At 38.0% G+C, this 24,405-nt stretch carries 32 protein-coding genes and 1 other annotated feature; all 32 genes read left to right on the forward strand.

Going from position 1 to position 24,405, the window contains the following annotated elements; genetic code table 11:
- Positions 1-7 precede the first annotated feature (7 nt).
- A complete protein-coding gene (tuf, locus tag DFR80_RS10715) occupies positions 8-1,201 on the forward strand; it encodes an elongation factor Tu (RefSeq protein WP_114489953.1) in 1,194 nt (397 codons plus the stop codon).
- 244 nt (positions 1,202-1,445) lie between these two features.
- Positions 1,446-1,595 carry a 50S ribosomal protein L33 gene (rpmG, locus tag DFR80_RS10720; RefSeq protein WP_014553844.1) on the forward strand — a complete coding sequence of 50 codons (150 nt, stop codon included), beginning with the start codon at positions 1,446-1,448 and terminating at the stop codon, positions 1,593-1,595.
- Between the two features lie 36 nt (positions 1,596-1,631).
- Positions 1,632-1,835: a preprotein translocase subunit SecE gene (gene secE / locus DFR80_RS10725; RefSeq protein ID WP_076546198.1), complete on the forward strand. Its 204-nt coding sequence runs from the start codon at positions 1,632-1,634 to the stop codon at positions 1,833-1,835.
- 36 nt (positions 1,836-1,871) lie between these two features.
- Positions 1,872-2,441, forward strand: a complete 570-nt coding sequence (gene nusG, locus DFR80_RS10730) for a transcription termination/antitermination protein NusG (protein WP_114489954.1) — start codon at positions 1,872-1,874, stop codon at positions 2,439-2,441.
- A 48-nt stretch (positions 2,442-2,489) separates the two neighbouring features.
- The gene (rplK, locus tag DFR80_RS10735; protein WP_076546200.1) at positions 2,490-2,912 is read left to right on the forward strand and encodes a 50S ribosomal protein L11; all 423 of its coding nucleotides are present in this window, start codon (positions 2,490-2,492) and stop codon (positions 2,910-2,912) included.
- Positions 2,913-3,013: 101 nt separating this feature from the next.
- Positions 3,014-3,718, forward strand: coding sequence for a 50S ribosomal protein L1 (rplA, locus tag DFR80_RS10740; RefSeq protein WP_076546201.1), 705 nt, complete (start codon positions 3,014-3,016; stop codon positions 3,716-3,718).
- Positions 3,719-3,760: 42 nt separating this feature from the next.
- Positions 3,761-3,892 (forward strand) — a sequence feature (ribosomal protein L10 leader region).
- A 41-nt stretch (positions 3,893-3,933) separates the two neighbouring features.
- Complete coding sequence (rplJ, locus tag DFR80_RS10745; RefSeq protein ID WP_076546202.1) at positions 3,934-4,449, forward strand: 50S ribosomal protein L10; 516 nt, start codon at positions 3,934-3,936, stop codon at positions 4,447-4,449.
- 23 nt (positions 4,450-4,472) lie between these two features.
- Positions 4,473-4,841: a 50S ribosomal protein L7/L12 gene (rplL, locus tag DFR80_RS10750; RefSeq protein WP_076546203.1), complete on the forward strand. Its 369-nt coding sequence runs from the start codon at positions 4,473-4,475 to the stop codon at positions 4,839-4,841.
- A gap of 369 nt (positions 4,842-5,210) precedes the next feature.
- Positions 5,211-8,465, forward strand: a complete 3,255-nt coding sequence (rpoB, locus tag DFR80_RS10755) for a DNA-directed RNA polymerase subunit beta (RefSeq protein WP_114489955.1) — start codon at positions 5,211-5,213, stop codon at positions 8,463-8,465.
- Positions 8,466-8,491: 26 nt separating this feature from the next.
- Positions 8,492-11,971, forward strand: a complete 3,480-nt coding sequence (gene rpoC / locus DFR80_RS10760) for a DNA-directed RNA polymerase subunit beta' (RefSeq protein ID WP_076546205.1) — start codon at positions 8,492-8,494, stop codon at positions 11,969-11,971.
- Positions 11,972-12,200: 229 nt separating this feature from the next.
- The gene (locus DFR80_RS10765) at positions 12,201-12,443 is read left to right on the forward strand and encodes a ribosomal L7Ae/L30e/S12e/Gadd45 family protein (RefSeq protein ID WP_076546206.1); all 243 of its coding nucleotides are present in this window, start codon (positions 12,201-12,203) and stop codon (positions 12,441-12,443) included.
- Positions 12,444-12,463: 20 nt separating this feature from the next.
- Positions 12,464-12,835 (forward strand): 30S ribosomal protein S12, encoded by a 372-nt coding sequence (gene rpsL / locus DFR80_RS10770; protein WP_005488205.1) that lies wholly within the window; start codon positions 12,464-12,466, stop codon positions 12,833-12,835.
- 14 nt (positions 12,836-12,849) lie between these two features.
- Complete coding sequence (rpsG, locus tag DFR80_RS10775; protein WP_076546207.1) at positions 12,850-13,317, forward strand: 30S ribosomal protein S7; 468 nt, start codon at positions 12,850-12,852, stop codon at positions 13,315-13,317.
- Positions 13,318-13,362: 45 nt separating this feature from the next.
- The gene (fusA, locus tag DFR80_RS10780) at positions 13,363-15,429 is read left to right on the forward strand and encodes an elongation factor G (RefSeq protein WP_076546208.1); all 2,067 of its coding nucleotides are present in this window, start codon (positions 13,363-13,365) and stop codon (positions 15,427-15,429) included.
- A gap of 25 nt (positions 15,430-15,454) precedes the next feature.
- Complete coding sequence (gene tuf / locus DFR80_RS10785) at positions 15,455-16,648, forward strand: elongation factor Tu (protein WP_114489953.1); 1,194 nt, start codon at positions 15,455-15,457, stop codon at positions 16,646-16,648.
- A gap of 85 nt (positions 16,649-16,733) precedes the next feature.
- Entirely contained in the window at positions 16,734-17,045 is a 312-nt protein-coding gene (gene rpsJ / locus DFR80_RS10790; protein WP_014553831.1) for a 30S ribosomal protein S10, read from the forward strand.
- A gap of 21 nt (positions 17,046-17,066) precedes the next feature.
- Positions 17,067-17,687: a 50S ribosomal protein L3 gene (gene rplC / locus DFR80_RS10795; RefSeq protein WP_076544727.1), complete on the forward strand. Its 621-nt coding sequence runs from the start codon at positions 17,067-17,069 to the stop codon at positions 17,685-17,687.
- A gap of 25 nt (positions 17,688-17,712) precedes the next feature.
- Positions 17,713-18,342, forward strand: coding sequence for a 50S ribosomal protein L4 (gene rplD / locus DFR80_RS10800; RefSeq protein WP_076544728.1), 630 nt, complete (start codon positions 17,713-17,715; stop codon positions 18,340-18,342).
- Positions 18,339-18,629 carry a 50S ribosomal protein L23 gene (rplW, locus tag DFR80_RS10805; protein ID WP_076544729.1) on the forward strand — a complete coding sequence of 97 codons (291 nt, stop codon included), beginning with the start codon at positions 18,339-18,341 and terminating at the stop codon, positions 18,627-18,629. Before rplD ends, rplW begins: the two co-directional genes overlap by 4 nt.
- 28 nt (positions 18,630-18,657) lie before the next feature.
- On the forward strand, positions 18,658-19,494 hold the full coding sequence (rplB, locus tag DFR80_RS10810; protein WP_076544730.1) for a 50S ribosomal protein L2: 837 nt from the start codon (positions 18,658-18,660) through the stop codon (positions 19,492-19,494).
- An 18-nt stretch (positions 19,495-19,512) separates the two neighbouring features.
- Positions 19,513-19,797, forward strand: coding sequence for a 30S ribosomal protein S19 (gene rpsS / locus DFR80_RS10815; RefSeq protein WP_076544731.1), 285 nt, complete (start codon positions 19,513-19,515; stop codon positions 19,795-19,797).
- A 33-nt stretch (positions 19,798-19,830) separates the two neighbouring features.
- The gene (gene rplV, locus DFR80_RS10820) at positions 19,831-20,172 is read left to right on the forward strand and encodes a 50S ribosomal protein L22 (protein ID WP_076544732.1); all 342 of its coding nucleotides are present in this window, start codon (positions 19,831-19,833) and stop codon (positions 20,170-20,172) included.
- A gap of 3 nt (positions 20,173-20,175) precedes the next feature.
- The gene (gene rpsC / locus DFR80_RS10825) at positions 20,176-20,820 is read left to right on the forward strand and encodes a 30S ribosomal protein S3 (RefSeq protein WP_076544733.1); all 645 of its coding nucleotides are present in this window, start codon (positions 20,176-20,178) and stop codon (positions 20,818-20,820) included.
- Between the two features lie 29 nt (positions 20,821-20,849).
- Complete coding sequence (rplP, locus tag DFR80_RS10830) at positions 20,850-21,284, forward strand: 50S ribosomal protein L16 (RefSeq protein WP_005487011.1); 435 nt, start codon at positions 20,850-20,852, stop codon at positions 21,282-21,284.
- A complete protein-coding gene (gene rpmC, locus DFR80_RS10835) occupies positions 21,274-21,477 on the forward strand; it encodes a 50S ribosomal protein L29 (RefSeq protein WP_076544734.1) in 204 nt (67 codons plus the stop codon). Before rplP ends, rpmC begins: the two co-directional genes overlap by 11 nt.
- A 24-nt stretch (positions 21,478-21,501) precedes the next feature.
- Positions 21,502-21,756 carry a 30S ribosomal protein S17 gene (rpsQ, locus tag DFR80_RS10840; protein WP_076544735.1) on the forward strand — a complete coding sequence of 85 codons (255 nt, stop codon included), beginning with the start codon at positions 21,502-21,504 and terminating at the stop codon, positions 21,754-21,756.
- A 29-nt stretch (positions 21,757-21,785) separates the two neighbouring features.
- Positions 21,786-22,154, forward strand: a complete 369-nt coding sequence (gene rplN / locus DFR80_RS10845; protein WP_076544736.1) for a 50S ribosomal protein L14 — start codon at positions 21,786-21,788, stop codon at positions 22,152-22,154.
- A 15-nt stretch (positions 22,155-22,169) separates the two neighbouring features.
- Entirely contained in the window at positions 22,170-22,484 is a 315-nt protein-coding gene (rplX, locus tag DFR80_RS10850) for a 50S ribosomal protein L24 (protein ID WP_076544737.1), read from the forward strand.
- Between the two features lie 22 nt (positions 22,485-22,506).
- Positions 22,507-23,046: a 50S ribosomal protein L5 gene (gene rplE, locus DFR80_RS10855; protein ID WP_114489956.1), complete on the forward strand. Its 540-nt coding sequence runs from the start codon at positions 22,507-22,509 to the stop codon at positions 23,044-23,046.
- Positions 23,047-23,074: 28 nt separating this feature from the next.
- Positions 23,075-23,260, forward strand: a complete 186-nt coding sequence (locus DFR80_RS10860) for a type Z 30S ribosomal protein S14 (protein ID WP_005487017.1) — start codon at positions 23,075-23,077, stop codon at positions 23,258-23,260.
- A gap of 20 nt (positions 23,261-23,280) precedes the next feature.
- On the forward strand, positions 23,281-23,679 hold the full coding sequence (rpsH, locus tag DFR80_RS10865; protein WP_076544739.1) for a 30S ribosomal protein S8: 399 nt from the start codon (positions 23,281-23,283) through the stop codon (positions 23,677-23,679).
- Between the two features lie 179 nt (positions 23,680-23,858).
- Positions 23,859-24,392 carry a 50S ribosomal protein L6 gene (gene rplF, locus DFR80_RS10870; RefSeq protein WP_076544740.1) on the forward strand — a complete coding sequence of 178 codons (534 nt, stop codon included), beginning with the start codon at positions 23,859-23,861 and terminating at the stop codon, positions 24,390-24,392.
- Positions 24,393-24,405 lie beyond the last annotated feature (13 nt).

The following is a 24,405-nucleotide window of genomic DNA, read 5'->3' on the forward strand; positions in this document are numbered from 1 at the left end:
AAAGAAAATGGCAAAAGCAAAATTTGAAAGAACAAAACCACATGTTAACATAGGAACAATAGGACATGTTGACCATGGAAAAACAACACTGACAGCAGCTATCACAAATGTGTTAGCAAACTACGGTGGAGCAGAAGTAAGAGCATTTGATTCAATTGATAACGCTCCAGAAGAAAAAGAAAGAGGAATTACAATTGCGACCTCTCACGTAGAGTATGAAACAGAAACAAGACACTATGCTCACGTAGATTGTCCTGGACACGCTGACTATGTAAAGAACATGATTACAGGTGCAGCACAGATGGACGGAGCAATCTTAGTAGTATCTGCAGCAGATGGACCAATGCCACAGACAAGAGAGCACATTCTTTTAGCTCGTCAGGTTGGCGTACCATCAATAGTAGTATTCTTAAACAAAGCAGATATGGTAGACGATGAAGAGTTAATCGAACTTGTAGAGATGGAAGTAAGAGAACTCTTAAACGAATACGAATTCCCAGGAGACGATATTCCAGTAATAGTAGGATCAGCATTAAAAGCTGCCGAAAATGGAGATCCTGAAGGAGAATGGGGTAAGAAGATCATTGAGCTTATGGATGCAGTAGATAGCTACATTCCAGAGCCAGAAAGAGATACAGAAAAGCCATTCTTAATGCCAGTAGAGGATGTATTCTCAATCACAGGACGAGGAACAGTGGCAACAGGAAGAATTGAGAGAGGAACACTACATCCATCAGATGAGGTAGAGATTGTAGGAATCAAAGAAACAGAAACAACAGTAGTAACAGGAGTAGAGATGTTCCGTAAGATGTTAGACGAAGCAGTAGCGGGAGATAACATTGGAGCATTATTAAGAGGTGTAAAAAGAGAAGACATCGAAAGAGGTCAGGTACTGGCAAAGCCAGGAAGTATTACACCACATACAAAGTTTTATGCTGAGGTATATGTACTAAGTAAAGATGAGGGTGGAAGACACACACCATTCTTTGATGGATACAGACCACAGTTCTACTTCCGTACAACAGATGTAACAGGAACAATTGAGTTACCAGAAGGAGTAGACATGGTAATGCCTGGAGATAACATTGAGATGACAGGAGAGTTAATTACTCCAATAGCTATGGAAGAAGGACTACGTTTTGCAATCCGTGAAGGTGGTCACACAGTAGGAGCTGGAGTTGTAACTGAAATTATTGAGTAAGTACGGCAGATACTTGATATTCTAAGTTATTAAAACTTAAATTTAATTCCATAAGCATGTGCAGAACTGAGCTGCACATGCTTTTTTTCTAAAAAAACATTGACATTAGTCTTTAAATATGGTAAATTAATTAAGGTTAAGAATCAGAAAAAATATAGAATAAATAGAGGGAGATTTATTAAACAACTCTCTTAAATATAAGATTTTCAAGCAGGATCTGTTTGATTGAGGAGGTGGATTTACGGTGAGAGAAATTATTACACTAGAATGTACAGAATGCAAAAACCGCAATTATTCTACCAAAAAAAATAAGAAGAATACCAGAGATAGACTGGAACTAAAAAAATATTGTAAGTTTTGCAAGGAGCATACCCTCCATCGTGAAACAAAGTAGAATCATTAATACTTTAGCTGAGGAAGTGATTTAAAGATGGCAAAAGAACTCGGGTTTTTTGGTAAAATAGCTAAATTTTTTAAATCAGTTAAATCTGAACTTAAAAAAGTAAACTGGCCAAACAAAGAAGAAATTACTTCAAATACATTAGTTGTAATTGTTACAGTAATTGCTTTGATATCATTTATTGGTTTGATAGATCTGGCACTGGCTAATATAATTACTCCACTAATTTCGTAATTGAGGAGGTGAGGATTCTTTAGAGAATCCTTAAATATGAATGAAGAAAGCAAGTTAAATGAAGAATTAGAAAAGGCAAGAGAAGATGTGCCCTGGTATGTTGTTCATACATATTCAGGACATGAAAGAAAAGTTAAGGCAAATCTTGAAAAAAGAATAGCCAGTACAGGTATGGAAGATAGTATTTTTCGTATTTTAGTTCCAACTGAAGAAAAAATTGAAAAGAAAAAAGGGAAAGATGAGGTAGTTAAAAAAAGAATTTTCCCTGGTTATATTTTACTGCAGATGGAAATGAATGATAAATCATGGTATGTTGTAAAAAACACACCTGGTGTGATTGGCTTTGTTAGTGGAGGGACTAAACCTCTTCCTGTCGAAAAGTCAGAAGTCGATGCTATTTTAAGCAGTATGGGCGAAAAAGCTAAAAAAGTTTCCGTTGATTTTGAGGTTGGAGATCAGGTAACTGTAAAAGATGGTCCTTTTGAAGACTTTGATGGAGTTATTAAAGAAATACATCCTGAACAGGGTAAAGCGAAAATTCTTGTTTCAATGTTTGGAAGAGAAACTCCAGTTGAGTTAGAATTTGATCAATTTGAGAAACATTAGTTTATCTTTTTATATAGATAATTATTTTGAAGAAAGGGGTGTTTTAAAATGGCTAAACAGGTTATGACAGTAATTAAATTACAGATTCCTGGCGGACAGGCTAACCCTGCACCACCTGTAGGTCCTGCTCTTGGACAGCACGGTGTTAATATTATGGAATTCTGTAAATCTTTCAATGCTAAAACTAAAGATAATCAGGGAACATTAATTCCGGTAGAAATTACAGTATACCAGGACCGTTCTTTTGATTTTATTACTAAAACTCCACCGGCTGCTGTATTGTTAAAGCAGGCTGCAGGAATTGATACTGCTTCTGGAGAACCAAATGTAAACAAAGTTGCTACTGTAAGCAAAGATGCTGTGCAGAAGATTGCAGAAACAAAAATGCAGGATTTAAATGCTGGTAGTTTAGAAGCTGCTATGAGCATGATTGAAGGTACAGCACGAAGTATGGGAATTCTAGTCGAGTAAAATTTATTTTTACTTGTTGAACAGGAAATAATTATTTTAAATTAATAGACGTAATTCAGTGGGAGGAAAGATTCCGCTAATACCACAAAGGAGGAATAATAATGGCAAAAAGCAGACGTTATGCAGAAACTTTAGATAAGTACGATCGTGAAAAGTTGTATGAGCCCAAAGAAGCTTTTGGATTAGTTAAAGAACTTGCAACTGCAAACTTTGACGAAACAATTGAGCTTTCAGCAAGATTGGGAGTAGATCCTAAACATGCTGATCAGAATATAAGAGGAACTGTTGTTTTACCGGAAGGTACAGGTCAGGAAGTAACTTTAGTTGTTTTTGCTAAAGGTGAAAAAGCCAAAGAAGCTGAAGAAGCTGGAGCAGATTTTGTAGGTGGAGAGGAACTCGCAGAAAAAATTGAAGGTGGCTGGTTAGATTTTGATCTAGCAATTGCTACACCTGATATGATGAGTGTTGTTGGTCGTTTGGGTAGAGTTTTAGGGCCTAAAGGCTTAATGCCTAATCCTAAGGCTGGTACTGTAACTTTTGAATTAGAAAAAGCAGTAGCAGAATTTAAGGCTGGTAAATTGGAATACAGGGTAGATAAAACTGGTATTGTACATTTGCCAATCGGTAAAGCTTCTTTTACTGAAGAAGAGCTTTTAAATAACTACCATAAAATAATGGATACTCTTGCCAAAGAACGTCCAGCTGCAGCTAAGGGTAAATTCTTTAGATCTTTAGCTATCTCACCAACAATGGGACCTGGAGTTAAAATTGATCCAGCAGCTACAATGTCTTTTATTGGACGCTAAAAAAAGTTTGACCTGTTAAGTTTTTTGTGTTATATTTATTGAGACAAGAAAATAACCTAACCGAAGACAGTAGGGGCGTAATGCTTAAATTTCCTGCCGAGGGCAACTTTCTGCAAATGTAATTTTTGCATTTATACCTCCTGACTGTCTACAGGAGGTTTTTTCAATTTATAAAAAGATTTATTGTTGAGCTCATATTTTGAGGGGGTGAAAATGTGGCAAGACCAGAAAAAGAAGCGGTTGTTAAAGAACTTACTGATAAATTTACCGGTGCAAAGTCACTAGTTATTACAGATTATCTGGGTTTGAATGTTGCCGAAATGACAGAATTAAGAAGCAAGTTAAGAGAAGCGGGAGTAGAATTTAAAGTTGTAAAAAATACTCTGGCTACTATTGCTGCTAATGATGTTGAAATGGAAGAAATGACAGAATACTTCTCGGGACCTACAGCTATAGCTTTTGGTGAAGATGATGCTGTGTCTCCTGCGAAAATTTTAGTTGAATTTGCCAAAGATCATGATGTTTTAGAAATTAAAGCTGGTCTTTTAAATGGTGAAATCATAAGTAAAGATAAAGTGGAATCCCTGGCAGAAATTCCTTCCAGAGAAGAATTGCTCGCAAAGGCTTTTGCAAGTATGAAAGCACCCCTATCTGGATTGGTCAACGTATTGCAGGGTAATATCCGCGGCTTAGTACAGGTGTTAAATCAAATTAAAGAAGAGAAAGCTTAAAAATATTAAGGAGGATTATTATAATGAATAAAGAAGAAATTATTAGTGCAATTGAGGAAATGAGTGTTTTAGAATTATCTGAGCTGGTTGAAGAATTAGAAGAAAAGTTTGGTGTAAGTGCAGCTGCACCTGTTGCAGTAGCTGGTGGAGCAGCTGGTGGTGGAGCAGCAGAAGAAGAACAGACAGAATTTGATGTTTTCTTAGCTGATGTTGGTGGCAAGAAAATTAAAGTTATTAAAGCTGTTCGTGAGTTAACAGGTTTAGGCTTAAAAGAAGCTAAGGCTGTTGTTGATGATGCACCTGGTAATGTTAAAGAAGGTTTAGCTAAAGAAGATGCAGAAGAAATGAAAGAAAAATTAGAAGAAGCTGGAGCAACTGTAGAACTTAAGTAAATCCAGCATTACAATATAACAATTATGATAATAGTCCTGCTGTATGGTTTATCTTACATATACAGTGGGACTATTTTTTCATGATGTAATGTGAAATTCTCTCTTTTATATACATTTATTTATTATTTTTATAATTTATATAATTTGTGACTTTATTGGATAAAATTTATTTAATTAACAAGTTGAATTTTATATTTATTATGAAAATAATAAATAATACAAAAGAGTGTAAATGAGAGAATTTCATTAAAAATCTCTTGACAAGAGATTTTTCCTGTGCTATCATTATTAGATGTCTATAAGGTAATAAGAAAATGATTATTATGGGATAGTTTCAGCTAATTATTAGAATTTCCTGGGGGTGCAATGATGTCAACGGCAAGGGAAAGACATACTTTTAGTAAAATTGATGACGCGATGGACTTGCCAGATCTGATTTATACACAATTAAATTCTTATCAGTGGTTTTTAGAAGAGGGACTGCAGGAGGTTTTTAACGAAATCTCTCCAATTGAGGATTTTTCTGAAAATCTGGTGCTTGAATTTGTAGATTATTATTTGGAAGATCCCGAGTATACAGTTGAAGAATGTCGGGATAGGGATGATACTTATTCGGCTTCTTTGCAGGTTAAGGTTCGTTTAATTAACAAAGAAACCGGTGAGGTTAAGGAACAGGAAGTGTTTATGGGTGATTTTCCACTTATGACTGATAAGGCAACATTTATTATCAATGGTGCCGAAAGAGTAGTGGTTAATCAGCTTGTTAGATCATCTGGAGTCTATTTTAGTGATGAGAGAACAAAAGATGGCCGCCGTTTGATTACAGGTAGTATTATACCTAATAGAGGGGCCTGGATAGAATTTGAATATGATAAAAAGAGAATAATTTCTGTAAGAGTTGATAGAACAAGAAAACTTCCATCAACTGTTTTGCTGCGTGCACTTGGTTTTGGTACAGATGCAAAGATTATTGACGAATTTGGTGATTCTGAGGTATTACATGATACTTTAGAAAGAGATAATACTGAATCTAAAGAAGAAGCTTTAATTGAATTATATAAAAGATTACGTCCTGGAGAGCCGCCAACAGTAGAAAGTGCTACCAATCTTTTAGATTCGCTGTTTTTTGATCATAAAAGATATGATATGGCAGCAGTAGGACGTTATAAATTAAATAAAAAGTTAGAATTGGATATTGATAAAGATCGTAAATATCTTCATATAGATGATATTGCAGAAACTGTGAAATATATGATCAAATTGATCTATAATGATCCGGAAGCATATATTGATGATATAGATCATCTTGGTAATCGTCGTTTAAAAACTGTAGGTGAATTATTACAGAATCAGTTTAGAATTGGACTTTCCAGAATGGAAAGAGTAGTTAGAGAAAGAATGACAATTCAGGATGTGGATGTAGTTACTCCTCAGGCTTTAATCAATACCAGACCTGTTGTAGCTTCAATCCAGGAATTCTTTGGTAGTTCTCAGCTTTCTCAATTTATGGATCAAACTAATCCAATGTCAGAGCTAACTCATAAAAGAAGATTATCCGCTCTGGGACCTGGTGGTTTGAGTAGAGAAAGAGCTGGTTTTGATGTTCGTGATGTTCATCACTCACATTATGGACGTATTTGTCCCATTGAAACACCTGAGGGTCCAAATATTGGACTGATTGGTACTATGGGAACATATGCCAAAACAAATGAATTTGGATTTATTATAACTCCCTATCGTAGAGTAGATGATTCACAGGTTACTGATGAAATTGATTATTTAACTGCTGATGAGGAAGATAAGCATATTATTGCTCAGGCAAATGCGGAAATAGATGAAGAGGGTAACTTTACAAATGAATTTGTAATTGCCCGTAAGAGAGGAGATATCCTTGAGGTTCATCCTGAAGATATTGATTATATGGATGTTTCTACTAAACAGATGGTAGGGGTATCTGCAGCTATGATTCCTTTCTTAGAAAATGATGATGCTAACCGTGCTCTGATGGGAGCCAACATGCAGCGTCAGGCAGTTCCGCTGATGATTACTGATGCACCAATGGTTGCTACAGGTATGGAATATAAGGCTGCTAAGGATTCTGGAGCAGTTATTGTTGCTGAAAAAGATGGTGAAGTTGTCAGTGTAACTTCCAATAAAATTATGATTAAAAATAATGAAGGATTAATTGATAGCTATAAATTAATGAAATATAAAAGATCCAATCAGGGCAGCTGTATGAATCAAAAACCAATAGTTGCTAAGGGTGATCAGATTGAGGCTGGAGATATTATTGCTGATGGTGCTTCAACTGAAAAAGGTGAAATGGCACTTGGCCGTAACTCTCTTATCGCTTTTATGCCCTGGGAAGGATATAATTATGAGGATGCTATTTTAATCAGCGAAAATCTGGTTAAAGAAGATGCATTTACAACTATTCATATTGAAGAACATGAAGCAGAAGCCAGGGATACTAAACTTGGTCCGGAAGAAATTACCCGTGATATTCCAAATGTAGGTGAAAGTGCACTTAAGAATTTGGATGAGCGCGGAATTATTAGAGTCGGAGCTGAAGTTGAAGAAGGAGATATCTTAGTTGGTAAGGTTACTCCAAAGGGAGAAACTGAGTTATCAGCTGAGGAAAGACTCTTGAGAGCTATTTTTGGTGAAAAAGCACGTGAAGTTAGAGATACATCTTTAAAAGTTCCCCATGGGGAAGAGGGAATAGTTGTTGATGTTAAAGTCTTTTCTCGTGAACAGGGAGATGACCTAAAACCAGGTGTTAACCGTCTGGTGAGAGTATATGTTGCAACTAAGCGTAAAATATCTGTTGGGGATAAGCTTGCTGGTCGTCATGGGAATAAAGGTGTTATTTCAAGAATTCTACCTGAAGAAGATATGCCTTTCTTACCTAATGGTGAACCAGTAGAAGTAGTACTGAATCCACTTGGAGTACCTTCTCGTATGAATATTGGACAGGTACTGGAAACTCATCTTGGTATGGCTGCTCGAGCTCTGGGGATTTATACTGAAACCCCGGTCTTTAATGGAGCTACTGAGGAAGAAGTGGAGGATATCCTGGAAGAAGCAGGCCTTGCCAGAGATGGTAAAACTGTTCTTTACGATGGTAGAACTGGCGAAAGATTTGAAGAAAGAGTAACGGTTGGAGTTATGTATATTCTAAAACTCCATCATTTAGTTGATGATAAATTACATGCGCGTTCAACAGGACCTTATTCTCTTGTTACACAGCAGCCGCTGGGTGGTAAAGCTCAGTTTGGTGGCCAGCGATTTGGTGAGATGGAAGTTTGGGCACTGGAAGCATATGGGGCCGCTTATACTTTACAGGAAATGCTGACTGTTAAATCTGATGATGTTGTAGGAAGAGTTAAGGCTTATGAGGCAATTGTTAAGGGAGAAAATGTTCCTGATCCTGGTATTCCAGAATCATTTAAAGTATTGATTAAAGAGATGCAGAGTCTTGGACTTGATGCTCGAATCTTTACTTCTGATGAAGAAGAACTGCAGGTTGCTGAAAATGAAGATGAAATGATGGAAACTGCACAAAAACTTGGATTAGATACAGACTTAAAATTAAGTCGTGATAATGATGATGAAGACGAATAATTCCAATATAGAAAGGGGAGAGACCCTTGTTAAATGTGAATAATTTCGATTCAATGAGGATCGGAGTTGCTTCTGCAGAGCAGATACGTGAATGGTCCCGCGGAGAGGTTAAAAAACCGGAGACAATTAATTACAGAACTTTAAAACCTGAAAAAGATGGTTTATTCTGTGAAAAAATCTTTGGTCCTACCAAGGATTATGAATGTCACTGTGGTAAGTATAAGCGGGTCCGTTATAAAGGTGTTGTGTGTGACCGCTGTGGAGTAGAGGTAACTAGATCCAAAGTGAGAAGAGAAAGAATGGGGCACATTGAACTGGCTGCACCATGCACACACATTTGGTATTTCAAAGGTATCCCCAGTCGTCTGGGTTTAATAATGGATATGTCACCAAGGGCATTAGAAAAAGTAATTTATTTTGTTCATTACATTGTAACTGACCCCGGTGATACACCATTAAGTGAAAAACAGCTGCTGCCTGAAAGTGAATACCGAGAAGCTAAATCTAAATATGGTAATACTTTTAAAGCTGCAATGGGAGCAGAAGCTATTCAGGAACTACTGGGAAGAATTGATGTTGAAGCTGAAGTTAAAGAATTAAAAAAAGAGGTCAAAGAAGCAAGTGGACAGCGGCGCAAAAGGGCAGTTCGCCGACTTGAAGTTATGGATGGTTTATTGGAATCAGGCTTAAATCCTGCTAATCTTGTCCTGAATGCAATTCCCGTTATTCCACCTGACTTAAGACCGATGGTCCAGCTTGATGGTGGTCGTTTTGCTACCTCTGACTTAAATGATTTATACAGAAGAGTTATTAACAGGAATAATAGATTGAAAAGATTGCTTGATCTTGGAGCACCAGAAATCATTATTCGTAATGAAAAAAGAATGCTGCAGGAATCAGTAGATGCACTAATTGATAACGGAAGGCGAGGAAGACCGGTTACTGGGGCTGGAAATAGACCGCTTAAATCTTTAAGTGATATGCTTAAAGGTAAACAGGGACGTTTCCGTCAGAACCTTCTGGGTAAACGTGTTGACTATTCTGGTCGTTCAGTTATCGTTGTTGGACCGGATCTTAAAATGCATCAGTGTGGTCTGCCGAAAAAAATGGCTTTGGAATTATTTAAGCCTTTTGTTATGAGAGGCCTGGTTGAAGAAGGTCATGCTCATAATATTAAGAATGCTAAAAGAATGGTAGAAGACGTTGATGAGGCAGTCTGGGGTATTTTAGAAGAGGCAATCAAAGATCATCCTGTTCTTTTAAACCGGGCGCCAACTCTTCACAGATTAGGTATTCAGGCTTTTGAGCCGGTACTTGTAGAAGGAAAAGCTATTAAGTTACACCCATTAGTATGTCCAGCTTATAATGCTGACTTTGATGGAGACCAGATGGCTGTTCACCTGCCATTATCTGTTGAAGCTCAGGCTGAATCAAGGTTGTTAATGCTGGCAACCACCAATATTTTAAATCCATCTGATGGAGGGCCAATTACTATTCCTACACAGGATATGGTTTTGGGTGTCTTCTATTTAACAACAATTAAAGAAGACAGAAAAGGGGCCGGAAAGATCTTTGCTAATGCAGATGAAGCTATCAAAGCTTATGATACAGACCGTGCTCACCTGCAGGCACCTGTTAAAGTAAGGATGAATGGCGAAATTATTGAAACTTCTATTGGTAGAGTGATCTTTAATGAAGCTTTACCGGAAGAAGTTGAATTTGTAAACGACAGAATAGGTAAAAGTGATCTGGGGGATTTAATTACTGACTTATATGAAGAAGTAGGTAATGATAAAACTGCTGAAACACTGGATAATATTAAAGCAATGGGATATGATTATGCTACTAGATCTGGTATTTCTATTGCAGTAAGTGATGCGGAAATTCCACCTTCCAAACCAGAGATTGTTTCTAAAGCGGAAGATGAGGTTCATCAGATCGAGAACCACTATCGTCGCGGAGCAATTACTGAGGATGAAAGGTATCATAAAGTTGTTGATATCTGGAACCAGGCAAAAGATGATGTAACAGATGCTTTGCTTGATAACCTTGACGAAAGCAATAATATTTACATTATGGCTATTTCAGGTGCCCGTGGTAATACATCTCAGATTTCTCAGCTTGCTGGTATGCGTGGTTTGATGGCTGACCCTTCTGGACGGATTATTGATGTTCCAATTCGTTCCAGTTTCCGTGAAGGTCTGGATGTTTTGGAATATTTCCTATCAACTCACGGTGCTCGTAAGGGTCTTGCTGATACAGCCCTTAGAACCGCTGATTCAGGTTATCTAACCAGACGTCTGGTTGATGTTTCCCAGGATGTTATCGTTAGAGAAGATGACTGCGGAACTGAAGAAGGTATTTATGTTGAAGCAATCGGACCAAAGGGTAAAAATGCAGTTGAGCCTTTATCAGAACGCTGTATTGGACGTTATACTGCAGAAGAAATTGTAGATCCAGAAAGTGGAGATGTTATTGTTGAAGATAACACTTTAATTAATAGAAAGAAAATGGACCAAATTGAAGCTGCAGGTATTGATCGGGTTAAGATTAGATCAGTTCTGACCTGTGAAGCTCAGCATGGAGTCTGCCGTAAATGTTATGGGCGCAACCTGGCAACAGGCCAGCCGGTTGATATCGGAGAATCAATTGGTATAGTCGCAGCCCAATCAATTGGTGAGCCCGGTACTCAGTTAACAATGCGTACCTTCCACACCGGAGGAGTTGCGGGTGATGATATCACTCAGGGTCTACCAAGAGTTGAAGAGCTTTTCGAAGGTAGAACTCCAAAAGGACAGGCAATTATGACTGAAAGAGAAGGTTATGTAACTGTTGTCGAGAAGAAGAACTCCAAACGAGTAGTTGTAGAAAACGAAGATGGAAAAAAGAAGACATATAAGATTCCTTACGGATCTAAGATGATTGTCAAAGATGATGACTACGTAACAGCTGGAGACAAGCTGACTGAAGGTCCGCTTGATCCGAATGTTCTGCTTAAAGTTAAGGGAGAAAAGGCTGTACAGAATTATCTTTTAGAAGAAGTACAAAATGTTTATCGCTCCCAGGGTGTTGAAATTAACGATAAGCACATTGAAGTAATAGTTCGTCAGATGATGAAGAAACTTAAGATTGTAAAGCCTGGTGATACTGATTTATTACCTGGAAGTCTGGTAAACAGATATGATTATCGTGAGGCCAATAAAAAAGCTGCAGAAGGAAATAATGAGCCTGCAGTTGCTAAGCCGGAGCTGCTTGGTATTACAAAAGCTTCACTGGCTACAGATTCTTTCTTATCTGCTGCTTCTTTCCAGGAGACCACCCGAGTCCTGACAGAAGCTTCGCTGGATGGAAAAGTTGATCCACTGCTGGGGCTTAAGGAAAATGTAATAATTGGACAGCTGATTCCAGCAGGTACCGGAATGAAATATTATAGAGATATTGATGTAGTTAAAGAAGATGGTACTATGTTTGGAGATTTGACTGAAGATCTAACTGATGTTGAATAAATATCATTCAGATCCATCAGTTTAATCTTATATTAAAATATAAATAAATTAGAAGAGTTTCCCCCATATTGTCAGGTGAATTTTGGACTGGAAAATTTATTAATTGGTTCACAATTTACAATATCAATAAAAGGGGAAACTCTTTTTAATTTTTGCTTGACATGGAACTCTAAAGCTGTTAAAATACTTAAGTGTGCTCAACAAAGTTTGATCTGGAGGTTTGCTTAAAATGCTAAGCGAAATACGTACTGATGAGCTGCTTGTTGGCAGCAAACAGACTTTGAAAGCTATAGCAGAAAATCAGGTTAAAAAGATATTTTTAGCTAAAGATATTGACCAGCCTTTAAAAGCTAAAATACTTGAGGCTGTTAATAATAATAATATTCCTTTTGAGATTGTAGAAAGCAAAAATGAATTGGGCAGAATTTGTGGGATCGATGTTTCTGCAGCTTCTGCAGCTCTATTGAAATAATTGGAAGGAGGTGGGATTGCATGCCGACAATTAGTCAGTTAATCCGTAAAGGACGAGAAAAGACTAAAAAGAAGACTTCCGCTCCTGCTTTGGAGGGTTCTCCACAGAAAAGGGGTGTCTGTACTAGAGTATATACTGCTACTCCTAAGAAGCCTAACTCAGCTTTAAGAAAGGTAGCTCGTGTACGTTTAACCAATGGAAAAGAGGTAACAGCCTATATTCCGGGAATTGGACATAACTTACAGGAACACTCTGTTGTATTAGTAAGAGGTGGAAGAGTAAAGGATTTACCAGGTGTTAGATATCATATTGTAAGAGGAGCACTCGATACAGCTGGTGTTGAAGACAGAAAACAGGGACGTTCCAAATATGGTGTAAAAAAACCTAAGTAAAAGGAGGGATTTTAGTGCGCAAAAATAGAGCAGAAAAAAGAGATGTAGTACCAGATCCAGTATATGATAATGTTGTTGTCAGCAGAATTATTAACAAATTAATGCTGGATGGCAAAAAAGGACTGGCGGAAAAAGCATTTTACAGTGCTCTTGATATCATCTCCGAAAAAACTGGTGAAGATGGTTTAACAGTAGTGAATGAAGCGCTGGAGAATATCAAACCAGCTCTTGAAGTTAAATCAAGACGTGTTGGTGGATCAAACTATCAGGTACCAGTAGAAGTGGATGAAGATAGAAAAAGAACTTTAGCATTACGCTGGTTAGTAACCGCAGCTAGAGCTCGCAGTGAAAGAACAATGAGAGAAAGAATTGCCGGAGAAATTATGGACGCATATAACAATACAGGCGGCGCAGTTAGAAAGAAAGAAGAAGTCCATCGTATGGCTGAAGCCAACAGAGCTTTTGCACATTATAGATGGTAATTTAGTTGCGTGATGTATATAATTTTTATATAAGGGGGGAGAATAGTGGCCCGACAATTTCCACTAGAAAAAACACGTAACATTGGTATTATGGCACATATTGATGCAGGTAAGACAACTACAACAGAAAGAATTCTTTATTATACAGGTCGAGTTCATAAAATGGGTGAAACTCATGATGGTGCATCTGTTATGGACTGGATGGAGCAGGAACAGGAAAGAGGAATTACAATCACCTCTGCTGCTACTACCTGTCAGTGGCGTGAAAACAGAATTAATATTATAGATACGCCCGGACACGTGGACTTTACAGTTGAGGTAGAAAGATCTCTGAGAGTTTTAGATGGAGCAATTGCTTTATTCTGTTCTGTAGGTGGTGTTGAACCACAGTCTGAAACTGTATGGAGACAGGCAGATAAATATGGAGTTCCCAGAATTGCATTTGTAAATAAAATGGATAGAACGGGAGCAGACTTTTTTAGAGCTGTAGATATGATGAAAGATAGACTTGGTGCTAATGCAGTGCCAATTCAGCTTCCAATTGGAAGTGAAGACAGCTTTGATGGAGTTGTTGACTTAGTAGAAATGGACGCTATTGTTTATGAAGATGAGCTTGGTGTTAATTTTGAAAGAGTTGAGATTCCTGAAGATATGAAAGATCAGGCAGCAGAATACAGAGAAATTTTAATGGAAGTGCTGGCTGAAGAAGATGACGAATTTATGATGAAATATTTAGAAGGTGAAGTAAGCACTGATGATATTAAGGATTTACTGCGTCAGGCAGTACTTAATGTAAATGTTATTCCAGTATTATGTGGATCTGCTTTTAAAAACAAAGGTGTACAGATGTTACTGGATGCAGTTTTAGATTACTTACCTTCTCCAACTGATGTACCGGCTATTGAAGGTATTAATCCGGAAACAGAAGAAACTGAAACAAGAGAAGCTTCTGATGATGCTCCATTTTCCGGTCTGGCATTTAAAATTATGTCTGATCCTTATGTTGGTAAATTAGCCTTCTTTAGATCCTATTCTGGAACTTTAGAAGCAGGATCATATGTATATAATGCAACAGCAGATATTCGCGAAAGAGTTGGCCGTATCTTGCAGATGCACGCTAATCGTCGTGAAGAAAGAGATCAAATTTATGCTGGTGACCTTGGAGCTTTAGTTGGTCTTAAAAATACAAGTACAGGTGATACAATCTGTGATCAGGATAATCCAATTATTTTAGAATCAATGGAATTCCCGGAACCAGTTATTGGAGTTGCCATTGAACCTAAGAGTAAAGCGGATCAGGATAAACTGGGTGAAGCATTACAGAGATTAGCTGAAGAGGATCCAACTTTTAGAGTTCACACTGATGAGGAAACAGGACAGACAATTATTGAAGGTATGGGAGAATTACACCTTGAAGTTATTGTTGACCGTCTCTTAAGAGAATTTAAAGTTGATGCTAATATTGGTAAACCGAAGGTAGCTTATCGTGAAACAATCACTAAGAAAGTTACCGGTGTTGAAGGTAAATTTATCCGTCAGTCTGGTGGTCGTGGTCAGTACGGTCATGTTGTGATCGATATTGAGCCTCAGGATGCAGGCGAAGGATTTGAATTTGAAGACAAAATTACCGGTGGAGCAATCCCACGTGAATACATTCCTTCTGTAGAAGATGGAATCAGAGAAGCAATGGAAAATGGTATTATTGCCGGTTATCCAGTTGTAGATGTGAAGGTTACATTGAATGACGGTAGTTATCATGATGTCGATTCATCTGAAATGGCATTTAAAATTGCTGGTTCAATGGGCTTTAGACAGGGAGCTAAAAAAGCTGGTCCTGCAATTTTAGAACCTGTAATGAGTGTTGAAGTTGTTACTCCCGAAGAATACATGGGAGATGTTATGGGTGACCTTAATGGACGTCGCGGTAAAGTTGAGGGTATGGAACCTAGAGGTAATGCTCAGGTTGTTAGTGCTCATGTACCACTTTCTGAGATGTTTGGTTATTCAACAGATCTCCGTTCTAAAACTCAGGGTAGAGCAACTTATACAATGCAGTTCTCTCACTATGAGCAGGCACCAAAAAGTATTGCTGAAGAAATTATTGGAGAATAGATAAATTTTTAAGGAGGAATAAAAAATGGCAAAAGCAAAATTTGAAAGAACAAAACCACATGTTAACATAGGAACAATAGGACATGTTGACCATGGAAAAACAACACTGACAGCAGCTATCACAAATGTGTTAGCAAACTACGGTGGAGCAGAAGTAAGAGCATTTGATTCAATTGATAACGCTCCAGAAGAAAAAGAAAGAGGAATTACAATTGCGACCTCTCACGTAGAGTATGAAACAGAAACAAGACACTATGCTCACGTAGATTGTCCTGGACACGCTGACTATGTAAAGAACATGATTACAGGTGCAGCACAGATGGACGGAGCAATCTTAGTAGTATCTGCAGCAGATGGACCAATGCCACAGACAAGAGAGCACATTCTTTTAGCTCGTCAGGTTGGCGTACCATCAATAGTAGTATTCTTAAACAAAGCAGATATGGTAGACGATGAAGAGTTAATCGAACTTGTAGAGATGGAAGTAAGAGAACTCTTAAACGAATACGAATTCCCAGGAGACGATATTCCAGTAATAGTAGGATCAGCATTAAAAGCTGCCGAAAATGGAGATCCTGAAGGAGAATGGGGTAAGAAGATCATTGAGCTTATGGATGCAGTAGATAGCTACATTCCAGAGCCAGAAAGAGATACAGAAAAGCCATTCTTAATGCCAGTAGAGGATGTATTCTCAATCACAGGACGAGGAACAGTGGCAACAGGAAGAATTGAGAGAGGAACACTACATCCATCAGATGAGGTAGAGATTGTAGGAATCAAAGAAACAGAAACAACAGTAGTAACAGGAGTAGAGATGTTCCGTAAGATGTTAGACGAAGCAGTAGCGGGAGATAACATTGGAGCATTATTAAGAGGTGTAAAAAGAGAAGACATCGAAAGAGGTCAGGTACTGGCAAAGCCAGGAAGTATTACACCACATACAAAGTTTTATGCTGAGGTATATGTACTAAGTAAAGATGAGGGTGGAAGACACACACCATTCTTTGATGGATACAGACCACAGTTCTACTTCCGTACAACAGATGTAACAGGAACAATTGAGTTACCAGAAGGAGTAGACATGGTAATGCCTGGAGATAACATTGAGATGACAGGAGAGTTAATTACTCCAATAGCTATGGAAGAAGGACTACGTTTTGCAATCCGTGAAGGTGGTCACACAGTAGGAGCTGGAGTTGTAACTGAAATTATTGAGTAAGGATAAAAAAGCAGAGGAGGCAGCCTCCTCGCTTTTTCTATGCTCCTAACTGAGCTTAAATCGTAAAGATTAAGGAGGTAAGCAAATGGCAAAACACGAAAAAATTAGGATTCGCCTTAAAGCTTTTGAACATGAGCTCCTGGATCAATCAGCAGAAAAGATTGTTGCTACTGCTGAAAGAACTGGTGCAGATGTATCTGGTCCAGTACCTCTACCAACAGAAAAAGAGGTATTTACAGTACTTCGCTCACCTCATGTTCATAAAGATGCAAGAGAACAATTTGAAATGAGAACCCATAAAAGACTGATCGATATTCTCGATCCTACATCAAAAACTGTAGACTCACTGATGAGGCTTGATTTGCCCGCAGGAGTAAATATAGAAATTAAACTTTAATGTCAGGAGGTGTATTAGGCCATGGCGAAAGCTATATTAGGAAAAAAACTGGGTATGACTCAGTATTTTAAAGATAATGGAGAGCTGGTACCTGTAACTGTAGTTGAGGCCGGTCCCTGTGTTGTAACACAGATTAAGACTACAGAAAAAGATGGTTATGATGCAGTACAGCTTGGATTTGGTGAAGTAAAAAAACACAGACTTAACAAACCAGAACTTGGTCAGTTTGAAAGTCGTGATCTCGAGCCCAAGAAACATCTTCGAGAATTTAAAGGACTTGATCTGGAACTGAGTGAAGGTAGTGAAATTAAAGCTGATCTCTTCGAAGTGGGAGAAAAAGTTAATGTTAGCGGAATTTCTAAAGGTAAAGGATTTGCCGGTAATATTAAGAGATGGAACCATAATACAGGACCCAAAACACACGGTTCACATTTCCATCGTGCACCTGGTTCAATCGGTGCTGTTGATGCTAGAAGAGTATTTAAAGGCTTTAAAATGCCAGGTAGAATGGGTCACGATAGAGTGACTGAAAGAAATCTAGAAATAGTAAAAGTTGATGTAGAGCGTAATGTTTTATTGATTGCTGGTCCAGTACCAGGAGCCAAAAAAGCAGTGCTTGAAATCAAATCTGTTAACAACTAAATAAGTTTAGAAAGGAGGATTTTTGATGCCGCAGGTAGCAAAATTCAATCAGAGTGGAAAAGAACTCGAAAAAGTAGAATTAAATGATTCTGTTTTTAATGATAAAATAAATAAGCATGTTGTACATCAGGTAGTTAATGCTCAATTAGCTGCTCGCAGAGGCGGAAACGCTTCTACAAAGACAAGAGGTAAAGTTCGCGGTGGTGGCCGCAAACCCTGGAGACAGAAAGGAACTGGACGTGCTCGCCACGGAAGTATTCGTTCTCCATTATGGGTAGGTGGAGGAATCACTTTTGGACCTTCCCCTCGCAGTTATGATAAAAAGTTAACTAAAAAGATGAGAAGATTGGCTTTAAGATCTGTTTTAACTGATAAAGTTGACAGAGATGAGTTAATTTTAGTTGATAAGATTGAGCTTGATCAACCAAAAACAAAAGCAGTAGTTAACATTTTAGCTGACTTAAATCTAGAAGATAAAAAAGTTGTTTTAGTAATGCCTGAAAAGGATAAAAACTTATATCTTTCAGCTAGAAATATTCCAAATGTAAAGACTCTGCTGGCCGGTTCAATTAATGCCTATGATCTTTTAGATAATGAAATGGTTATTTTTATCGAAGAAGCGGTTAAAATGGTTGAGGAGGTGCTGGGCGAATGAAAGATGCAAGAGATATCATCATAGCACCTATTATTTCTGAAAATACAATGGATCAAATGCAGGAGGCAAATACCTATACATTTAAGGTTGCCAAAAATGCAAATAAAGTTGAAATTAGAAATGCAGTAGAAGAAATCTTCTCTGTAAATGTTATAAAAGTAAATACAATGAATGTTAGAGGTAAAAAAAGAAGACTCGGCTTCCATGTTGGTAAAAAACCTGACTGGAAAAAAGCTTTAGTTAAGCTGGCTGAGGGCGATGAAATAGAAATTTACGAAGGCCTCTAAAAAATAATTCAAAAAGGAGGGAAAAAAGATGGCGATTAAAAGTTTTAAACCAACCACACCTTCAAGGCGTTATATGACTGTTGCCAGTTTTGATGAAATTACAACAGATAAGCCAGAAAAGAGCCTGCTGGCTCCATTGAAAAAGAAGGGTGGCCGTAATGCAAATGGTAGAATTACCAGCCGTCATCAGGGTGGTGGACATAAGCGCCGCTATCGTTTAATAGATTTTAAGCGGGACAAAGATGGAATTCCTGCTAAAGTAAAGACTATAGAATATGATCCAAATCGTTCTGCAAGAATTGCTCTACTGCAGTATGCAGATGGAGAAAAAAGATATATTCTTGCGCCAAACAAAGTAGAAGTTGGTGACACCTTAGATACTGGAATAGATGCAGATATTACTGCCGGTAATGCACTACAATTAAAAGATATTCCTGTAGGTACAATTGTACACAATGTAGAAATGCAGCCAGGAAAAGGCGGTCAAATTGCTCGTTCTGCTGGAACCATGGCTCAAATTCTTGCAAAAGAAGGTAAATTTGTACACTTAAAAATGCCTTCGGGTGAAGTTAGATTAATTCATAATGTATGTAAAGCTACTGTTGGACAGGTTGGTAATATTGATCACGAAAATATTACTGTCGGTAAAGCCGGACGCAGCCGCTGGAAGGGTAAAAGACCTCATGTACGCGGTGTAGTTATGAATCCTCATGACCACCCACACGGTGGTGGAGAAGGTAAATCACCTGCTGGTAGACATCCTGTAACTCCGTGGGGTAAACCTACTATGGGTAAAAAGACACGTAAACCAAAGCGCTCAGATAAGTATATTATCCGTTCACGTCACGCCAAGAAGCGCAAATAGTAGAAAGGAGGATTATTGATGGCTAGATCTATAAAAAAGGGACCTTTTGTCTCAGAGAAACTAATTGCCAGAATCAGAGAAATGAATGAGAGTGGAAAAAAACAGGTTGTTAAAACCTGGTCAAGAAGCTCAACCATTTTCCCTGAAATGGTTGGACATACAATTGCTGTCCATGATGGTCGTAAGCATGTGCCAGTATATATATCTGAAGAGATGGTAGGACATAAATTAGGAGAGTTCGCTCCAACCAGAATCTTTAGAGGTCACAGCCGCCATACAGAACGTTCAACAGCACTTAAATAAGAAATTTTGTAGATAGAGTAAGGGGGTTTTAAAATGGAAGCAAAAGCAGTTGCAAAGCATCTGCGTATTACTGCGCGCAAAGCCCGTCTGGTTACAGACTTAATTAAGGGTAAGGACGTTAATACTGCAGTTGCAATTTTAAAAAGCACACCGAAAAAAGCTGCTAAAATGGTAGAAAAAGTATTAAATTCAGCTACAGCAAATGCTGAAAATAATCATGATATGTTTGTAGATGACCTTTATGTAAAGAAAGCTTTTGTTGACGAGGGTCCTACAATGAAGAGATGGAAAGCTCGTGCACAGGGATCGGCTAGTCCTATTAACAAAAGAACCAGCCATATCACAATCGTTTTAAGCGATACAAAGGAGGGATAAAATTTGGGTAATAAAATAAATCCACATGGTCTCCGAGTTGGAGTTATAAAAGATTGGGATGCAAAATGGTATGCGGATAAAAATGATTATTCCAAACTTTTAAATGAAGATCGCGAGATTAGAAATCATGTTAAGGAGAAGATGTTTGAAGCTGGAATTTCTAAAGTTGTAATTGAAAGAGCTGCTAATAGATTGAAATTAGATGTTCACACTGCCAGACCAGGAATGGTTATTGGACGTGGAGGATCTGAAGTTGAGGCTTTAAGAAACGAAGTTGAAGCTTTAACAGGAAAAACTGTACAGATTAATGTTGTAGAGGTTGAAGATCCAGAAATGAATGCTCAGCTAGTTGCTGAAAATATTGCTTCTCAGTTAGTTAGAAGAATTTCTTTCCGGAGAGCAATGAAGCAGGCAATGAATCGTGCAATGCGCATGGGAGCTGAAGGTTTTAAGGTTCAGAGCAGTGGCCGTCTTGGTGGAGCAGAAATGGCCAGACGTGAAGGCTACAGTGAAGGTAGTGTTCCAATGCATACACTGAGAGCTGATATAGATTACGGATTTGCAGAAGCTGATACAACATATGGTTTAATTGGAGTAAAAGTTTGGATCAATAAGGGAGAAATACTTCCAGAAATAGATGATGAATAGATAGATTATGCAGGAAAGGAGGCTCTTTGATGTTAGTACCTAAAAGAGTAAAACATCGTAAGCAAATGAGAGGAAGAATGAAAGGTAAAGCTCATCGGGGAAATAAAATCACCTTTGGTGAATATGGCCTGCAGGCCTTAGAACCCGTATGGATTACCAATAGACAGATAGAGGCTGCTCGTGTTGCCCTTACTAGAAGCATTAAGCGTGGAGGTAAAGTTTGGATTAAAATTTTCCCGGACAAGCCTGTAACCGCAAAACCTGCTGAAACACGTATGGGTAGTGGTAAAGGTGCACCTGAGAAGTGGGTAGCAGTTGTTAAACCAGGTAGAATTATGTTTGAGCTGGCTGGTGTACCGGAAGAGGTTGCCAGAGAAGCGATGCGCCTTGCATCTCACAAACTACCTATTAAAACTAAATTTGTAGCAAGAGAGGGAATGGATGGTGAGGCCGATGAGAGCTGATGAATTAAGAAATTTAACAGAAGCAGAGTTAGAACAGAAAGCCCGCGAATTTAAAGAAGAGTTATTTAACCTACGCTTTCAACATGCAACAGCACAGTTGGATAATCCTATGAGGATAAAAGAGGTTAAAAGAATTATTGCCCGAATTAAAACTATTCTGCGGGAAAAGGAACTTGGTATAGAGAGGGCTTAATTCTTTTTTGAAAGGAGGTTTCTCATGGAAAGAAATAGTCGTAAAGAACGTAAAGGTGTTGTAGTTAGTGATAAGAGAGATAAAACTATCACAGTAGCTGTAGAGCGCAGAACACAGCATCCTAAATATAAAAGAGTTGTCAAGAAAACTAAAAAATATACAGCTCATGATGAAGAGAATGTTTGTAATGAAGGTGACACTGTAAGAATTATGGAAACACGTCCCTTAAGTAAGACTAAGAGATGGCGTTTAGTAGAAATTATTGAAAAAGCAAAATAAGTCCTGGAAGTAGAAAGGAGGGCCTGAAAATGATACAATCTGAAAGCCGTTTAAAGGTAGCGGATAATTCAGGTGCCCGCGAACTTTTATGTATTAAGGTACTTGGAGGCTCCAAAAAGAAATATGCTAAAGTTGGAGATACAATAGTAGTCAGCGTTAAAGAAGCTATTCCAGACGGAATGGTAAAAAAAGGTGAGGTTGCTAAAGCAGTAGTTGTTAGAACCAAAAAGTCCTTAAAACGCAAAGACGGCACCTATATTAGATTTGACGAAAATGCAGCAGTAATAATAGATGACAATAATAATCCTAAGGGTACACGTATTTTTGGTCCTGTGACCCGTGAACTGAGGGAAAAGAATTATATGAAGATTATCTCCCTTGCACCGGAGGTATTATAGAAGGAGGGGATTGGATTGAGAATTAAAAAAGGTGACACTGTGGAAGTAATATCCGGAAAAGATAAAGGTAAACGCGGTGAGATTTTAAAGGTAGATCCTAAAAAAGATCGCGTAATTGTTGAGGGTGTAAATATTGTGCACCGTCATGTTAGTCCTACACAGGATATGCCGCAGGGTGGAATTATAGAAAATGAAGCACCAATACATGCTTCGAATGTTCAGCTCGTCTGCCCCCGTTGTGACGAAAAGACAAGGGTTGGAGCAGAGCGTTTAGATGATGGTACTAAAGTAAGAACATGCAAAAAATGTGACGAAGTTGTTGATAAATAAATAAGCGGAAGGAGGTCCAGAAATGTCAGTATTAGCTAATGAATACAGGGAAGAAATTCTACCCCAGCTGATGGAGAAATTTGATTACAATAATGTAATGGAAGCTCCTAAATTAGAAAAAATTGTTGTTAATGTTGGGTTGGGAGATGCTAAAGAAGATACTAAACTTCTGGATACTGTTGTTGATGAGATCGCAAGAATAACCGGACAGAGTCCTACTGTAACTCGAGCAAAGAAATCCATTGCTAATTTTAAAATTAGAGAGGGTATGCCGGTTGGAGTTAAGGTTACTCTTCGCGGTGAGCAGATGTTTGAGTTTTTATATAAATTGGTTAACATTACAATGCCACGTATCCGAGATTTTAGAGGTGTATCTCCTAAATCATTTGACGGTCGCGGTAATTACAGCTTAGGAATAAGCGAACACACTGTTTTCCCAGAAATTAATATCGATGATGTTGATAATGTTCATGGTATGGAAATTACCATTGTGACTTCTGCTGAAACGGACGAAGAAGCATTTGAATTATTATCATTGATGGGAATGCCATATAAGAAGTAAAGACCTATAAATTGAAGGAGGGTTTAGTTTGGCACGTAAAGCTTTAATTGAAAAGGCCAATAAAGAGCCTAAATATGAAACACGTAAAGTGAATCGCTGCAGTAGATGTGGACGTTCACGTGGATATATGAGAAAATTTGATTTATGCAGAATTTGTTTCCGAGAATTAGCCCATAAAGGCGAAATTCCTGGAGTTAAAAAAGCAAGCTGGTAAAACTGGAAGGAGGTTTGTAAATGAATTTAACAGATCCAATAGCAGATATGCTGACCCGGATTCGCAATGCTAATAGTGTTGGGAAAGATAGAGTTGATATTCCCGCTTCTAAGGTTAAAACCAGCATTGGTGAACTTTTAAAAGATGAAGGTTTCATTAATGATGTAAAATTAGTTGAAAGAAAACCTCAGAATATGATTCGGGTTTATTTAAAATATGGAGATAATGATGAAAAAGTAATAAGTGGAATTAAAAGAATCAGTAAGCCTGGTCTGAGAGTCTATGTTGGCAAGGACGAAGTGCCACAGGTTCTTGGTGGTTTAGGAATCGCTGTGATTTCAACTTCCCAGGGTGTTATGAGTGATAAAGCGGCAAGAGAAAAAGGTATCGGTGGAGAGGTTCTCTGTTACGTCTGGTAGACTGGAGATTAGAAGTTGCACTAACCTTTCATTTATAAACGTATTGTCAGGTTAGTATTAGCGCATCGAGCGCGTCAGAGGTTGGAAGTTAGAGGTGTTTACAATTGTCTCTAAGATCTGGCTGATGGCTTCTGCTTGAGAGAACTTTTCTAAGATAAAATATTTCGGAGGTGAAATTTATGTCACGTATTGGTGATCTACCTATAGAAATACCAGAGAAAGTTGAAGTAACTGTTGATGGCCAGACTGTTAAAGTTAAGGGTCCATTAGGTGAATTGGAAAGAACTTTTAAACCTGGTATTGATATCAAAGTTGATGAAAATGAAGTTGTTGTTGAACGCAATGGCGAAGATATTGAATCTCGCTCCATGCACGGTTTGGTTAGAAGTTTAATCGAAGGTATGGTTGAGGGAGTTAGCAAGGGCTTTGAGAAAAAATTAGAAATGGTAGGTGTAGGATATAATGCTCAGGTTCAAGGTGATAAGCTGAAACTTGAAGTTGGATATTCACACCCTGTAATTATAGAAGCTGAAGGTGATATTTCTTTTGAAGTTGAAAAAAACACAAATATCACAGTTAAAGGTATTGATAAGCAGCGTGTTGGTGATACAGCAGCTAAGATTCGTGAAGTAAGAAAACCAGAACCTTACAAAGGTAAAGGAATTAAATATGTTGGAGAACATATTAGACGTAAGGTCGGTAAAACTGGTTAATAGAAAGGAGTGA

This window comes from Halanaerobium sp. ST460_2HS_T2 (genome assembly GCF_003337665.1).
Lineage (GTDB): Bacteria > Bacillota > Halanaerobiia > Halanaerobiales > Halanaerobiaceae > Halanaerobium > Halanaerobium kushneri.